This window comes from Mycobacterium sp. SMC-16, assembly GCF_046250085.1.
Taxonomy (GTDB): domain Bacteria; phylum Actinomycetota; class Actinomycetes; order Mycobacteriales; family Mycobacteriaceae; genus Mycobacterium; species Mycobacterium phocaicum.
In genome coordinates this window covers 3,351,784-3,366,995 of the sequence record NZ_CP176427.1, presented here as the reverse complement: position 1 = coordinate 3,366,995, position 15,212 = coordinate 3,351,784, and the positions used below count along the sequence as shown (strand labels likewise).

Below are 15,212 nucleotides of genomic sequence, written 5' to 3'. Positions count from 1 at the left end.
AGCGATTCGGGAAATCGATTTCGTGATGGCACTTGTCGGGGGCAAGGTGTACATTCGAACGTATGAGCGAAGAGCCGGTGCTGAACCCGGACGCCGACGAGGCGGCGTTGTCGGGTCGCATGGCGGAGCTCGAGCGGGTGAAGGCGCGTGCGGCGGCCGAGCAGGCGCGGATTGCGGTGGCGTTGGAGGCCCGGCGGGTGGCGGCTGCGCGAGCGGGTGGGCCGCGGGTGTCGCGGGCCGCGCTGGGTTCGGAGATCGGTTTGGCGCGGCGTGAGTCTCCGCATCGGGGTGAGCGGTTGATGGCGATGGCCCGCATCCTGGTCGCGGACATGCCGTGCACGCTGGCCGCGTTGGAGTCGGGTGTGCTCTCCGAGCACCGGGCCGAGCTGATCACCAGAGAGGCGGCGTGCCTGTCGGTGTTGGATCGCCGGCTGCTGGATGCCGAGTTGTGTGGGGATCCGGGCCCGCTGGCGGGGTTGGGGAACGCCGAGGTGTCGGCGGAGGCCGCGCGGATCGCCTATGAGCTGGATCAGCAGACCGTGGTGGAGAAGATGAGGCGGGCGCGGTCCGCGCGGCATGTGCGGTTCCGGGTGGCCGCTGACGGCATGATGTCGATGACGGTCCTGATGCCGGCGGCCCAAGGTCAGTTGGTGCGCCAGGCGCTGGCTCGTGAGGCGGCGTCGGAGGTGGCGGCGGGCTCAGAGCGCAGCCGTGCACAGGTGATGGCCGATGTGGTGGTGGGGCGGGTCACGGGTCGTGATCCGGTCGCGACACCGGTGCCGGTGACACTGAACCTGGTGATGTCGGATGAGACGCTGCTGACCGGGGGTGAGCAGCCCGCGCAGTTGGACGGCTATGGGCCGATTCCGGCGGCGCTGGCTCGCGACCTGGTGCTGGCCGCGGCGGCCGATGCGACGGTGGGGGCGGCGTTGCGGCGCCTGTACGCCCAGCCGGGTACCAACAAGCTCGTCGCGATGGAGTCGAAGGCGCGGGCGTTTCCGAAAGCGCTCGCGACGTTCATCGGGTTGCGGGACCAGATCTGCCGGACCCCGTACTGCAATGCGCGGATTCGGCACACCGACCACGTCACGCCCCATGCCAAGCGGGGGCCGACGAGCGCGCACAACGGCGATGGCTTGTGCGAGCACTGCAATTACGTCAAGGAAGAACCGGGTTGGCAGGCGGCGGCGAGTTATGACCGGTACGGCCGGCACACCATCGCGCTGACCACGCCATCGGGCGCGGTGTACACCTCAACGGCGCCGCCGACACCGGACGGGTTGCGCATCTTCACCCGCGATGTCCACATCGCGCGGATACACCCTGCGGCCTAGCCGAGGTCCTGTGCGTTGTACGTGTCGCACTGCTTGGGGTCACCGGTCTGATAGCCGGTGGTGAACCACTTCTGCCGCTCGGCCGACGATCCGTGCGTCCACGACTCCGGGTTGACGCGTCCGGTGGCCTGCTTCTGGATGTGGTCGTCACCGACCGACGACGCCGCCGACAGCGCATCGGCAATGTCCTTGTCGCTCAACGGCTGCAGGAACGGCACGCCGGTGCTCTTCTGCTTCACCGTCGACGCGTAGTGCGCCCACACGCCGGCGTAGCAGTCGGCCTGCAGCTCGGTGCGCACGCTGTTGCCCTCGGCGCCCTTCGGCCCGCGCTGCGCCTTGCCGATGTCGCCGAGCAGGTTCTGCACGTGGTGACCGAACTCGTGGGCCACCACGTACTCCTGGGCCAAAGGCCCACCGCTGGAACCGAATTCGTCGACCAGGGTCTGGAAGAAGCTGGTGTCGAAGTAGGCGACCTTGTCGCCGGGGCAGTAGAACGGGCCCACCGAGGTGTCGGCCGGGCCGCATGCGGTGTTGACCTGCCCGCGGAACAGCCGAATCTTCGGCGGCGTGTAGCCCTTCAACAGCTGTGACCACACGCCGTCCACCGAGTTGCCAGTGGCCACGATGCGGCACTCGAGGTATTTGTTGGCATCCGCGCCGGTCTTGCACTTGCTCAGGTCGTAGGCGCTGGACCCCTCGCTGGATTGGGGTGCCTGGTTCTGGTTGCCGAGAATCGAACTGGGATCCACACCGAGGAACATGGCGACCACCACGATCACCAAGCCACCCATGCCGCCGCCGATCGCCATCCCGCGACCGCCGAAACCACCGCCCCCGCTGGTCGACGTGTTGCTCGTGTCGATCTGCATACCTTCGTTGAAGGACATCACCGCTCCGTCCGGGCCTCGAATACGACTGGATGTCAGCTTTCCACACTAGGATTTCCGGTGTGGCCGTCCAGCCCGAAACCATCGACCGTTCGACCATCGTTCACACCGTCGCCGGCGCCCTCAGAGGCACCACCGAGGGCAGTGTGCACGTCTGGCGTGGCGTCGGTTACGCCGAGCAGCCCGTCGGGCCGTTGCGGTTCCGCGCACCGCAGCCGCTGGTCCCATGGTCCGGCATTCGCGACGCCATCGATCACGGACCCATCCCGCCGCAGGGCAAGTCGTTCGTCGGCGGCGGCCGCGACGACCCCAAGATGCGCGACGAGGCCTGCCTCACCGTGACGGTGTGGTCACCCGATGTGACGGGCGCACTGCCGGTGATGGTGTGGATTCCCGGCGGCGCCTTCGTGTTCGGCGCCGGTCAGTTGCAGCTGTACAACGGGTCCCGGCTCGCGGCCAACGGCAACGTCGTGGTCGTCAACGTCACCTATCGGCTCGGCGTCTTCGGCGGTTTCGAACTCGGCGACCTCGGCCCGGGATTCGACGACAACCTGTGTCTGCGGGACCAGATCGCGGCACTGCAGTGGGTGCGCGACAACATCGCCGCGTTCGGCGGTGACCCAGAGCAGGTCACCGTCTTCGGTGAGTCCGCCGGCGCGACGTCGGTGCTGGCGCTGCTGGCAAGTCCTGCGGCCGACGGACTGTTCGGCCGGGCCATCGCGCAGAGCCCGGCGCTTCCGCTCATCGCCGACCGTGAGACCCGGGCCCGCCAGGCGCACGAGTTCGTGCGCCGGTTGGACGTCCCCATCGACGAGATCGTCGCACTGCCACAGCGCCAGCTGCGCCGCGCCGCCGGTCAGTTGCAGGGGGAGAGCGCGGCCAGCAGTCCCAAGCTGGCGTACGGGCTGACGTACGGCGTCGACCTGCTGCCCGCGCATCCGGTGCTCGCCGCCCGGGCCGGGGCCGTGGCCAAGGTGCCGTTGATCGTCGGCACCAACAGCCGCGAGGCGTCGATGTTCGCCTGGGGCAGGCCGCCGATGCTGCCCACCACCGTGCCCATGGTCGACGACTACTTCGCGCGTATCGCACCCGACGCCAAAGATGCTGTGCTGCAGGCCTATCCGAGCTACCCGCGGCGCCGGGCGCTGATCGCGATCGGCTCCGACGTCATGTTTGGCGCCCCGACGTGGGCCTTCGCGGACGCCTACAGCGGCCACGCGCCGACGCACGCCTACCGGTTCGACCACACGACCTGGACGCTGAAGGTGCTGGGCCTCGGCGCCACGCACGGCAGCGAGATCGTGCACATCCAGCACAGCTACGGCTCATACCTCGGCCGCATGCTGCATCCGCTCGGGCGTCAGGTGCAGCCGTCGGTCGGCCGGCGTATGCAGCGCACCTGGCTGGATTTCGCGACCGCGGCGCTGGCCAATTGGCCGACCTACGACACCGACCGCCGGGCCACGCGGGTCATCGGCTCGATGCGCGACGAGACCATCGACGACCCGGACCAGGCCCGCCGTGAGGTCTGGGAAGGGCTCTACGCCCCGTAGCGCTCGTCGCAGTAGCGGCGCAGGTTGTGCAGGAACCGCTGGAACAGCCAGCCCATCATCGGGCCGCCGGCCCGCATGCCCAGCTCGCCGGCGAGGCCCTTGGGCTTCATCGCCATGACCCACGTCAGGTGACAACCGTCGGCGGTTTCCTCGACGGTGTAGCCCTCGGCGAATGCCGACAGCATGTTCGAGGTGCTGGTGTTGAACCGGAACGCCATGTAGGAGAACGGTTCCCAGCCGATGAACTCCTCGTCGCCGACGATGTGGCCGCGCATGGTCACCGTGCGGGTGGTGCCGACGCCGTACGGTTTCGGGCTCGTCCACTCCACGTTGGTGATCAGCGTCGCCCAGCGCGGCCAGGACGTCTCATCCGAGAAGACTTCGAACAACTGCTCCGGCTTGATCGCCAGATCGACTTTGCTGACGAAGCGGAACGGTGCGCTGTCGATGAAGTCGACGCCGACGGGCTCGCACTGGTAGGTCTTCATGAGTAGACACCCTAGAACAGAGTGTCTACTGGATCACGGAGTCCAGACCATCAGGTCTTCCATACCGTTGTTCATTGTCACCGTCGTGGGGGCGGGTCCGGTGACGTCGAAGTGGATCTTTCCTGTCGATTGCCCGCCTTGCGGAATGGTGCCGCCGCTGATGTTGACGGGGCTCGCGACCATCCACAGCACGCGGTACGCAGCCTGGTTCGGTGCGACGGCGTTGAACTGTGAAATGCCCGGGGTGACCGGGCCGCTCAGTGCCCGGACGGTGGCGGTGGCCTCCCAGAGCTTGCCGGCGACCCGGTAGCCGGGCATGACGTCGGAGCTCGGCTTGAGGTCGGAAACCTGCCAGCTCAGCTGGACCTGGCCGACGCTGTCCGTCATGGTCATGGCGCTACCCAGCTTGCCGACGAGTGGATAGCCGGCCGACGCGATCGGCGCGCTGGCGATGCCGATGACCGAGAGAACCGCAACAGCTGCTCCGGTGACCTTCACTTCTGCCTCCTCGAAACGGTTTTCATCTGACCTGTCAATTACGGATTACCACTCAAAAGCGCTGATGGGAATAGGATCGGGACTACGCGACACCATGCATCGAGGCGCGTCTTTCGTGATCGTTCAGAAGCGGGACGCGTATTGGCCGGCCTGCTGACGGCGTACCGCGGCAGGCGCGATGTCGTCGTGCTCGGTCTGGCCCGTGGCGGTGTGCCCGTCGCCCGGGAGATCGCCGGCGCGCTCGACGCGCCGCTGGACGCGTTGATCATCCGCAAGTTGGGCGTCCCCGGCCACGAGGAGTACGCGATGGGCGCGATCGGCGGCGGCGGTCACGTCGTCGTCAATGCGGATGTGGTTGGGCCACTGCAGATTTCCGAGGAGACGCTGTCTGAGGTCGCAGCGGCCGAGGGCCGCGAGCTGCAGCGCCGCGAAACCGATTACCGGCAGGGGCGGCCGCCGCCGAACGTCAAGGGGCGCACCGTGATCCTCGTCGACGACGGCATGGCCACCGGCGCCAGCATGCGCGTCGCCGCCGAAGTGGTGCGCGACCGCGGGCCGCGGACGCTGGTGGTGGCGGTGCCCGTCGGCAGCGAGGCGGCGTGCCGCCAGCTCATGGGAATCGCGGACGACGTGGTGTGTGCCGATATGCCGACGCCCTTTGCGGCGGTGGGGGAGTCGTACCGTGATTTCGATCAGGTCAGCGACGCCGAGGTACGCCGGCTGCTGAGCTAGGGATTGACGACGGTTTCGCCTGGCCCGGACTCGACGGTTTTGCCCGAGCCGATGGCGACGGCGTGGCTGTCCGGACCTTCGGCACTCACCGTGTTGGACGTGCCGAACGCCGCGGCGGTGCTGTCGTTCCCGTTCACGTCGACATCGTTGTACGAACCGTTTCCGGCCTCTGCCGCGCTGTTGTTCCCGTTCACCTGCACGCTGTTTCCGGAATCTGTCGATGTCAAGCCGGCCTTGGCGGAGCTGCCGTCGCCGTAGACCTGCGCGCTGCTGAAGTCGCCGAGGGCGTCGGCAGTGCTGTGATCTCCCTCGATCCAAGCGGTGGTGTGGTCGCCGATGGCGCTTGCCGTGTTGCTGTCGCCGGCCACGTAGGCAGAGCTGTGGGGGCCAACCGTCGCCACATCGTTACTGTCGCCGCTGACCGAGGCGCCACTGTCGACGCCGTCGGTCGATACGTCGTTGTGGTCGCCGGTGACTCGCACGGTGACGGTGCCGGTGTTCGTGCTGCCGCTGCTGGTGACGTCGTTGTCCGAACCCCGCACGACGACGACATTGCGGGCCCCGGTCGCGGCCACGGTGTTGTCGGATCCGATCAGTGAGACGGTGCTGTCCAGGCCAGTGGCGTCGACCGTGTTGTCGGACCCGCTGACGGTGGCCGCGCTGCCGGAACCGGAGGCCGTGACCGTGTTGTCAACTCCGGTGACGGTGGCCGTACTGCCGGCGCCGGAGGCAAGGACGCGGTTCCCCGATCCGCTTGCGGTGGCCGTGGCTCCGGTGCCGCTGGCGGTGACCTTGTTTCCTCCGCCGGCCAGGCAGGTTTCGCATGCGCGCGTGTTGATGATGGCGGTGGCGCCGTCGCCGCGGGCGATGGCCAGTGAGCCCTGGCCACCCGAGGAGATCGCCGTCGCGTCGGATCCGCGGGCGATGGCCACCGAGCCTTTGCCATCGGAGGTCGCGGTGGCGTCGCCCCGCTGGACCCGGGTGGTGCCGTTGGTCGCCACGGCCAGGTTCTGGCCTGGAGCGGTGGGCGCGGTGGTGCCCGGCCCATCCGATGTCGGCGAAGACGGAGCCGGCTTGGCCGAGGCCACGCCGGGTGCGGCGACCAGTCCTACGCCCAGTGCCACCGCAAGCGCCCCGATCCGCCCGATGTGGTTGGCATGTCCCAGGATTCGCCCTCCGCCTCCGCCCAGTGCCGGCACTCGCGCCGGTGATCAGAAGGTAAGGCGGCCGGCCGCCCGGGACTGGGGTAAGGCCATACCCCAATCATCTAGCCCAGCTATTGTTTGCCGTCGGCGAACCTGGCAGCATTTGACGCAAATGGTGTGAGTTTGCTGTGGTCCGGGGGTGATCGGTCAGTGCTCCACGAGTGGCCCCTGCACGGTCGAGCCGATGAACTGCGCGCGATCGAGACTGCCATCAGACGCCCGGACCGGGCCCGCGGCATCGTGTTGTCGGGCGCCGCCGGCGTCGGTAAGACCCGCCTCGCGCGTGAGGTCATCACGGCCTGCCGGCCGCCGGGGCGGTCGCGGTGGATCGCCGGCACCGCGTCGGCCCGCAGCATCCCGTTGGGTGCGTTCGCGGACATCGCCAGTGATTTCGGTCCCGATCCACTGCGGCGGGTGCGGGAGGTGATCGATGGAGTCATCGGCGCCGCGCCGACGGGCGCGGTGGTCGTCGGGGTCGATGATGCGCACCTCCTGGATGACCTGTCGGCCTTTGCCGTGTACCAGCTCGTCTCGCGCAAGCTGGCGACCGTCGTGCTGACGCTGCGATCGGGTGAACCGGCGCCCGACGCCATCACCGCGATCTGGAAAGACGACGTACTGGAACGCATTGAACTGCAACCACTTTCCTCGTCGGTCATCGCGAAACTGGTCGAACGCATCCTGGGCGGGCCGGTGCATTCACGGTGTGTGCAACAGCTGTGGCAGTACACGCAGGGCAACGTCCTGTATCTGCGCCACCTGTTGGACACCGAGGTGAGCGCCGGCCGGTTGACGCAGCAATCCGGGGTGTGGATGTGGCAGGGCCAGCCACGACTGACACCCACGCTCGCTGAACTGCTCACCACTCGGATCGGCCAGATTCCGGCGGCGGCGCGCAATGTGCTCGATGCCCTCGCGGTCACCGAACCACTCGACATCGAGACCCTGGCAGCGGTCACGGATTCCGAAGCCATCACCGAGACGGAAGCGCTCGGGCTGATCCGCATCGACGGCAGCGCGACGCCGCCGTCGGTGCGGCTGGCCCATCCGATGCTCGGTGAGGTGCGGCGTACCGACTCGCTGCGGATGCGTCGGCTGCACGGGCAGATCGCCGCCGCGCTGATCGCGCGTCCCGCCACCGATCCGCGTGATCTGGTCCGCCGCGCGGTGCTGACGCTCAACTCCGATCTCGACCCCGACCCGCCGATCCTGAATGCGGCGACGTCGGCGGCGATCCAATTGACGGACATGCGGCTGGCGGAGTCGCTGGCCGAGCGGGCGGTGGCGGCAGGTGGCGGCCTGGAAGCCGACATCGCGCTGTCGCTGGCGCTGATCTGGCAGGAGCGTGGCGAGGAGGCCGAGGTCATCTTCGCCCGGCTCGCCGCCGACACCTCGGGCCCGCTGCGGGTGCAGGTCGCGTTGCTGCGCGCCCTGAACTTCGCGGTGATCCTGGGCCACACGGCCCGTGCCGAAGCCGAACTCGACAGCGAGATACCGGCCGGCGACGCCACGGTCGCGGCGACGGCACTGGCGTTGCGCGCGTCGATCGACGTCGCGCGCGGCCGGTCGGCGGCCGCCATCGAGCAGGCGCGCAGAGTTGTCGACGATCCGGCCGCCGAACCCGTCGCACGGATGCTCTCGACGTGGGCGCTGGTGAGCAGTCTGGGGGAGCTGGGCCGCATCGACGAGGTCGAAGCCGTCGCGGAGGCCGGCTACCGGCTGGCCGACAGCAGTCCGGAGGTATCGCACCTGCGCCTACCGCTGGCCTTTCTGCACCTGCACATGCATCGGCTGGCCGGCACTCTCGACCAGGCCGACGTGACCATCGCGCGTATCCGCCGCGACACCGTCGACGTCCCGATCGAGGGGTTGTGGCAGGTGGCCGAATCGTGGCACGCGTTCGTGGCGGGGCTGTCGGCCATCAGCCGGGGCGCGCTGGCCGACGCGCACCGACTGTGCCTGGAATCGCTCGCCGACTTCAGCGCCCGGGACAGCGGCAGTATGCGCAAGATGCTGGCTCGACTGTGGCTCGTCAGTGCCGACGCGATGTCGGGCCGCGCCGACGACGCGCGCCGCGAGTTCGCCGCCACGCCGTGGTGGCAGGCCGACCCGGACGCCTGTGCCCGCGACCCAGACCGCACCCTCGCTCACGCCTGGGTGTGCGCCGCGGAAGGCGCTGTGTCCGAGGCGATTTCGATAGCCCGGACGGCCGCGGCGCGGGAGCGTCAGCTCGGCCGGCTGGGCTGGGAGGTCATGCTGCTGCAGACGGCCACTCAGTTCGGCGATCGCACCACGGCGCCCAGGCTCGCCGAGCTCGCGCTAACGGTGCGGGGGCCGCGCGCGGCGGCCGCCGCGGCGCACGCCGTCGCGCTCGCCGCAGCCGACGGCGACGGCCTGGTGGCGGCGGCCAAACACTACGAGTACTTCGGCGACCGGGTGGCGGCCGCCGATGCCGCCGCGCAGGCCGCGGCCGTGTACCAACAGGCCGGACTGCGCGGGTCGGGACTCGGCGCGGCAAGCACTGCCGCCCGGCTGGCGGCCGAATGCGGTGGAGCCGATACCCCGGCGCTGCGCGCCGCGGCCACCCCGCTGGCGATCACCGTCCGGCAACGCGAGATCGTCGCGTTGGCGGCCAAGGGGTTGAGCAACACCGCCATCGCAGAGCGACTCGGGATGTCCCGTCGCTCTGTGGAGGGGCACATCTTCCGGGCGTGTCAGCGCGTCGGCGTCAACAGCCGCGACCAATTGGTCGAGCTCGTCTTCGGCCGGCGCTAACCCGGTCCGTCGCCGGCCGCGGCGAGCAGCGGCACCAGGACGTCACTGATCGGGGTGGGGACGCCGTGCGCGGCGCCCTTGCGCTGGATGACGCCGTTGCGGATGTCCCATTCCAGCGGGCGGTGCGCTTCGCGGTCGATCAGCATCGACGTCGCCATGTCCGTGGGCGCCTGCTTCAGCATGTCGGCGATCTCGTCGACGACGCCGTCGGGCAGCGTCGCGCCCTCGGCCCGCGCGACCGCGAGACACTCGGCCAGATACCTGCGGGCCAGGGCGGCGACATCGTCGCGCCGGAACATCCCGGAGCGCCGGCCGGACAGCACCATGAATCCCACTACGGCGTTGACCAACAGCTTCCGCCATGCCGCGCTCAGGAAGTCCGGGTCCAGCTCGACGGCGATCCCACTGCCCGCCATCGCGGCCGCCAGACGGGCCGCGGCCGCGTTGTCGGGCAGCACCAGCCGCGGGGCGCTCAGCACCTGCACCCAGCCCTCGGGGCGGGTCTCCGCGGCGATCCAGATCGCCGCGGGTACGACGGCCGATTCGGGGCAGTAGGGCCGCAGCCGGTCCGCCTGCTCGACACCGTTCTGCAGCGCACAGACCACGGTGTTCGGACCACACAAACGGGCCAGCCACGACGCGGACGCGGCGTACTGGGTGTCCTTCACCGCCAGCAGCACCACGTCGACCGGTCCGGCGACGGTGTCGGGATCGGTGTGCACCGGGCCGGGCACGACGATGGGCGCGCGGCCGTCCACCCGAACCTCGATCGCCTCGCGCGGCGTCCGCCCGCACAGCAGCACCTCATGGCCCGCGGCGTACAGCAGCGCGGCGATAGTTGATCCGATGGCACCCGGTCCCACGAGGGCAAAGCTCACTGTCGCCAAAATACCGGTCGAGGCTCCCCTTAGACTTAGCGGTCGATTCAGACGTCAGAGGAGATTTTCGTGTTGCGCAGCCACGCCGCCGGTTCGTTGCGGTCCACCGATGCCGGTCAGACGGTGACCCTCGCCGGATGGGTGGCGCGCCGGCGCGACCACGGCGGCGTCATCTTCATCGATCTGCGTGACGCCTCCGGGGTCTCCCAGGTGGTGTTCCGCGACGCCGCCGTGCTGGAGCAGGCGCACCGACTGCGCGCCGAGTTCTGTGTCCTGGTCACGGGCGTCGTCGAGGTGCGGCCGGACGGCAACGCCAACAAGGACATCGCCACGGGCGACATCGAGGTCAACGCGAAGACGCTGGAGGTGCTGTCCGAGAGCGCGCCGCTGCCGTTCCAGCTCGACGAGGCCCCGGGCGAGGAAGCCCGTCTGAAGTACCGCTATCTGGACCTGCGCCGGGAAGGCCCGGGCAACGCGATCCGGTTGCGCTCCAAGGTCAACGCCGCGGCCCGCGCCGTGCTGGACAAGCACGACTTCGTCGAGATCGAGACGCCGACCATGACCCGGTCGACCCCCGAGGGCGCGCGCGACTTCCTGGTGCCCGCGCGCCTGCAGCCCGGCTCGTTCTACGCGCTGCCGCAGAGCCCGCAGCTGTTCAAGCAGCTGCTCATGGTGGCGGGCATGGAGCGTTACTACCAGATCGCGCGCTGCTACCGCGACGAGGATTTCCGCGCCGACCGGCAGCCCGAGTTCACGCAGCTGGACCTCGAGATGAGCTTCGTCAACGCCGACGACGTCATGGGCGTCGCGGAAGAGGTGCTGGCGGCGCTGTGGCAGCTGATCGGCGTCGAGCTGCCGTTGCCGCTGCCGCGCATCAGCTACGACGAGGCCATGCGCCGCTTCGGTTCGGACAAGCCGGACCTGCGCTTCGCCGTCGAGCTCGTCGAGTGCACCGACTACTTCAAGAACACCCCGTTCCGGGTGTTCCAGGCGCCGTACGTCGGCGCGGTCGTCATGCCGGGTGGGGCGTCGCAGCCGCGCCGCACCCTCGACGGCTGGCAGGAGTTCGCCAAGCAGCGCGGCCACAAGGGCCTGGCCTACGTGCTCGTCGGCGAGGACGGCGAGCTGGGCGGCCCGGTGGCCAAGAACCTCACCGACGACGAGCGGGCCGGTCTCGCCGCGCACGTCGGCGCGCAGGTGGGGGACTGCATCTTCTTCGCGGCCGGTCCGGCCAAGGGCGCCCGTGCCCTGCTGGGCGCGACGCGCATCGAGATCGCCAAGCGCCTCGACCTGATCGATCCGAACGCCTGGGCCTTCACCTGGGTGGTCGACTGGCCGCTGTTCGAATCCGCCGACGCGGCCACCGCATCGGGCGACGTCGCCGTCGGTTCGGGTGCCTGGACCGCGGTGCACCACGCGTTCACGGCGCCGCAGCCCGACTCGATCGCGACGTTCGACACCGACCCGGGTTCGGCGATGGCAGACGCCTACGACATCGTCTGCAACGGCAACGAGATCGGCGGCGGCTCGATCCGTATCCACCGTCGCGACGTCCAGGAGCGGGTGTTCGCGATGATGGGTATCGACGAAGCCGAGGCGCAGGACAAGTTCGGATTCCTGTTGGACGCCTTCACCTTTGGCGCGCCGCCCCATGGCGGTCTGGCCTTCGGCTGGGACCGCATCACCGCGCTGCTGGCCGGGGTGGACTCGATTCGCGACGTCATCGCGTTCCCGAAGTCCGGCGGCGGCGTCGACCCGCTGACCGACGCCCCGGCGCCGATCACGGCGCAGCAGCGCAAGGAGTCAGGTATCGACTTCAAGCCCGAAAAAGGCGCGTAAGGCCTCGGCCATCTGCGCCCGGATCGGCGCCCCGGACACGACGAGGTCGACCATCGTCGTCGACAGGTGCGTGTGGCCGCGGGCCTGGATGTGCTCGGTGGGCACGCCTGCTGCGGCCAGCGCGGCGGCGTAGGCGTTGCCTTCGTCGCGCAGCGGGTCGAACTCACACGTCACCACCATCGCCGGGGGCAGGCCGGCGAGGTCGCCGCGCAACGGTGACCGCCGCTGATCGTCGGCGGGACCGGCGTAGAGGTCGGCGAACCACTGCATGAGCGGAGCGGTCAGTCCGTAGCCGTCGGCGTTCTCCTGATACGACGGATACGGCCGCGCGTCGGTCACCGGCGTGAGCAGGAGCTGCCCGCCGATGCGCGGGCCGCCGTGGTCGCGCGCCCACTGGCACACGGTCGCGGCGATGTTGCCGCCCGCGCTCCAGCCGGCGACGGCCAGCCGGTCGGGGAGGCCGCCGAGCGCGGCGGCGTTGTCGGCCACCCACTGCAGCGCGGCGACGCCGTCGTCGAAGGCCGCGGGGAACGGATGCTCGGGCGCGTGCCGGTAATTCATCGAGAAGACCACCGCGTCGGCCCGCACGCACAGGTCGCGGCACAGCGGATCGTCGGACGTCGCGTCGCCCAGCACCCAGCCGCCGCCGTGAAAGTAGACGATCACCGGGTGCGGCCGCGGCGTCGCCGGGCGGTACAGCCGGTACTCGAGTTCGCCTGCGGCGCCGGGGAATCGGCCGTCGATGACCTCGCCGACATCCGGCCCCGGCGGTCGGGTGGCATTGGCCTCGACCATGGCGGCGCGCGCCACGTCGACCGGAAGTGATTCCAGCGGCGGCGGATTCAGCGCCGCCACCATGTCGAGCACCGACTGCACGTCCGGTTGCAGCCGCCGGACGACGCCGTCGTGGCACTGCGCACCGGCCGGTCCGGACAGTTTGAAGCCCAGGTAGTCCCGGCCGACGACGTCCGCGCAGGCCGCACTGTAGAAGTCGACGCCGGCCGCGTAGGGCATGAAGACGCGGGGCTTGCCGGGGATGTTGGCGCCGACGTACCACGAATTGGCTTGCGGGAACATGGTGATGGCGCCGGCATCGGCGACGTGCTGCATCCAGCCGGCCTCGGCCGTCGGCGTCGGCTCGATGGTGTCGAAGCCGTGCTCGCGCAGATATGCCATCGTGTCGGTGACGAGTTCGACGTGCTGCTCGATGGACACCGCCATGTTGGAGAGCACCGACGGACTGCCCGGTCCGGTGATGAGGAACAGGTTCGGGAATCCGGTGGTGGTGAGGCCGAGGTAGGTCGACGGCCCTTGTGCCCATTTGTCTTTCAGTGCGAGCCCGTCGCGTCCGACGATGTCGATGGCCGTCACCGCACCGGTGATGGCGTCGAACCCGGTCGCGAACACCAGCGCGTCGAAGTCGAACGATTCACCCACGGTCTCGACGCCGCTCGCGGTGACGCCGACCAGCGGCTGGGTCCGCAGGTCGACCAGCCGCACGTGGGGTTGGTTGAACGTGGCGTAGTAGTCGGTGTCGAGGCACAGCCGTTTGGCGCCGACCGGATAATCCTTGGGACACAACAGGTCCGCGGTCTGTGGATCATGCACCGCGGCGCGGATCTTGTCGCGGACGAAGTCGGCGAACGACTCGTTGGCGGCCGGGTTGCTCATCAGGTCCGAGAACATGTTGAGCGTTTCGAGGAGTTCGCCGATCTCCCAGGCGCGTTCGTACCGCTGCTGACGGTAGGCCTCGGGCACCGCGAATGTCGGGATCAGTGTGCGTTCCTGGGGCACGCCGCCGAACGACGCGCGCGCCGCCGCCCGGTACGCGGGCTCGTCGGCCAGCGCGGCCTGCTTCTCCTCCGACACCGGCCCGTTGTGTGCGGGGATGGAGAAACACGGCGTGCGCTGGAAGACGGTCAGCTGCGCCGCCTGCGCGGCGATCAGCGGAATCGACTGGATACCCGACGACCCGGTGCCGACCACCCCGACGCGCTTACCGGTGAAGTCGACCGGTTCGTGGGGCCAGCGATTGGTGTAATACCTTTCGCCCGTGAAGGTTTCGATGCCCGCGATGTCGGGCTCCTTGGGGATCGAGAGGCAGCCGGTGGCCAGCACCAGATGACGGCACGTGACGTCGTCGCCGTGGTCGGTGCGGACGCGCCAGCCGCCGTCGGTCCAGTGCGCGCTGGTGACGCGCGTGCCGAACGTGATGTCGCGGCGCAGGTCGAACTTGTCGGCGACATGGTTCAGGTACCCCAGGATCTCCGGCTGGATGGCGTACTTCTCCGACCATTGCCAGTCGCGGTGCCAGTCCGGATCAAAGCTGAACATGTAGTCGAGGCTGGGGATGTCGACGCGCGCGCCGGGGTAGCGGTTCCAGTACCAGGTGCCCCCGACGTCGTCGGCGGCTTCGAAGACGCGGACCGAGAAGCCGTGTTCCCTGAGCCGGTGCACCAGGTACAGGCCGGCGAAACCGGCTCCGACCACAACTGCGTCCGCATCTGGCGTCATCGGCACCTCCGTCAATATCAGGCAAGTATCGCGCCGTGACGGGAACATTTGGGCCGGTTTACGAGGTTGGCTGAGGCATGACCGAATTCACGGACGCCGCGTCCTTCCATGCCTTCAATGCCGCCATCGTCGACGAGTTCCGCGCCAACGGCGGCAAGGTGGGTGGCCAGTTCGAGGGTGGCAACCTCCTGCTGTTGCACACCACGGGCGCCAAGTCGGGCCAACCGCGCATGTCGCCGCTGGCGTACCTGCCGGTCGACGGCAAGATTCTCATCGTCGGCTCGAAGGCCGGCGCGCCCACCCACCCTGACTGGGTGCACAACCTGCGCGCCAACCCGGCTGCCCGCATCGAGATCGGCGACGACGAGTACGACGTCGTCGCGCGCGAACTGCCCGATGACGAGCGCGAGGCCACGTATCCGCTCATCACGGCCGTGGCCCCCGTCTTCGCCGAGTATCAGGCGAAGACGTCGCGCGTCATCCCGCTGTTCGAGCTCGTGCGCGCCTGA

General features: G+C 69.2%; 11 protein-coding genes and 1 pseudogene. 6 read left to right on the top strand and 6 right to left on the bottom strand.

Translation table 11 applies throughout. From position 1 onward, the window contains the following. Positions 1-62: 62 nt before the first annotated feature. Positions 63-1,334, top strand: coding sequence for an HNH endonuclease (locus tag ACJEIK_RS16160; RefSeq protein WP_267325474.1), 1,272 nt, complete (start codon positions 63-65; stop codon positions 1,332-1,334). Here the strand turns inward: ACJEIK_RS16160 and ACJEIK_RS16155 are convergent. Next, on the bottom strand, positions 1,331-2,221 hold the full coding sequence (locus ACJEIK_RS16155) for a neutral zinc metallopeptidase (RefSeq protein ID WP_409429981.1): 891 nt from the start codon (positions 2,219-2,221) through the stop codon (positions 1,331-1,333). The genes ACJEIK_RS16160 and ACJEIK_RS16155 overlap by 4 nt on opposite strands. 62 nt (positions 2,222-2,283) lie before the next feature. Here ACJEIK_RS16155 and ACJEIK_RS16150 point away from each other — a divergent pair, with 62 nt between their 5' ends. Further along, entirely contained in the window at positions 2,284-3,774 is a 1,491-nt protein-coding gene (locus ACJEIK_RS16150) for a carboxylesterase/lipase family protein (protein WP_409429980.1), read from the top strand. On the opposite strand, the gene ACJEIK_RS16145 is transcribed toward ACJEIK_RS16150, so the two are convergent. Both ACJEIK_RS16145 and ACJEIK_RS16140 read right to left on the bottom strand, forming a co-directional pair. Beyond that, a complete protein-coding gene (locus tag ACJEIK_RS16145; RefSeq protein ID WP_064858192.1) occupies positions 3,762-4,262 on the bottom strand; it encodes an SRPBCC family protein in 501 nt (166 codons plus the stop codon). The two genes, ACJEIK_RS16150 and ACJEIK_RS16145, sit on opposite strands and share 13 nt — an antisense overlap. Before the next feature lie 33 nt (positions 4,263-4,295). Beyond that, positions 4,296-4,760: an MPT63 family protein gene (locus tag ACJEIK_RS16140; protein WP_061004480.1), complete on the bottom strand. Its 465-nt coding sequence runs from the start codon at positions 4,758-4,760 to the stop codon at positions 4,296-4,298. Between the two features lie 75 nt (positions 4,761-4,835). On the opposite strand from ACJEIK_RS16140, the pseudogene ACJEIK_RS16135 reads away from it, so the two are divergent. Next, a pseudogene (locus ACJEIK_RS16135) lies at positions 4,836-5,489 on the top strand (phosphoribosyltransferase); the annotation flags it as partial. On the opposite strand, the gene ACJEIK_RS16130 reads toward ACJEIK_RS16135, so the two are convergent. After that, on the bottom strand, positions 5,489-6,616 hold the full coding sequence (locus ACJEIK_RS16130; protein ID WP_409429979.1) for a DUF3060 domain-containing protein: 1,128 nt from the start codon (positions 6,614-6,616) through the stop codon (positions 5,489-5,491). The pseudogene ACJEIK_RS16135 and the gene ACJEIK_RS16130 overlap by 1 nt on opposite strands. A 231-nt stretch (positions 6,617-6,847) precedes the next feature. On the opposite strand from ACJEIK_RS16130, the gene ACJEIK_RS16125 reads away from it, so the two are divergent. Further along, complete coding sequence (locus tag ACJEIK_RS16125; RefSeq protein WP_409429978.1) at positions 6,848-9,472, top strand: LuxR C-terminal-related transcriptional regulator; 2,625 nt, start codon at positions 6,848-6,850, stop codon at positions 9,470-9,472. Here the strand turns inward: ACJEIK_RS16125 and ACJEIK_RS16120 are convergent. Further along, on the bottom strand, positions 9,469-10,350 hold the full coding sequence (locus tag ACJEIK_RS16120; protein WP_409429977.1) for an oxidoreductase: 882 nt from the start codon (positions 10,348-10,350) through the stop codon (positions 9,469-9,471). The two genes, ACJEIK_RS16125 and ACJEIK_RS16120, sit on opposite strands and share 4 nt — an antisense overlap. 63 nt (positions 10,351-10,413) lie before the next feature. Between ACJEIK_RS16120 and aspS the strand changes: the two genes are divergently transcribed. Next, entirely contained in the window at positions 10,414-12,189 is a 1,776-nt protein-coding gene (gene aspS / locus ACJEIK_RS16115) for an aspartate--tRNA ligase (RefSeq protein ID WP_409431712.1), read from the top strand. On the opposite strand, the gene ACJEIK_RS16110 is transcribed toward aspS, so the two are convergent. After that, positions 12,154-14,703 carry an alpha/beta hydrolase fold domain-containing protein gene (locus ACJEIK_RS16110; RefSeq protein WP_409429976.1) on the bottom strand — a complete coding sequence of 850 codons (2,550 nt, stop codon included), beginning with the start codon at positions 14,701-14,703 and terminating at the stop codon, positions 12,154-12,156. The two genes, aspS and ACJEIK_RS16110, sit on opposite strands and share 36 nt — an antisense overlap. Before the next feature lie 77 nt (positions 14,704-14,780). Between ACJEIK_RS16110 and ACJEIK_RS16105 the strand changes: the two genes are divergently transcribed. Further along, positions 14,781-15,212: a nitroreductase family deazaflavin-dependent oxidoreductase gene (locus ACJEIK_RS16105; RefSeq protein ID WP_409429975.1), complete on the top strand. Its 432-nt coding sequence runs from the start codon at positions 14,781-14,783 to the stop codon at positions 15,210-15,212.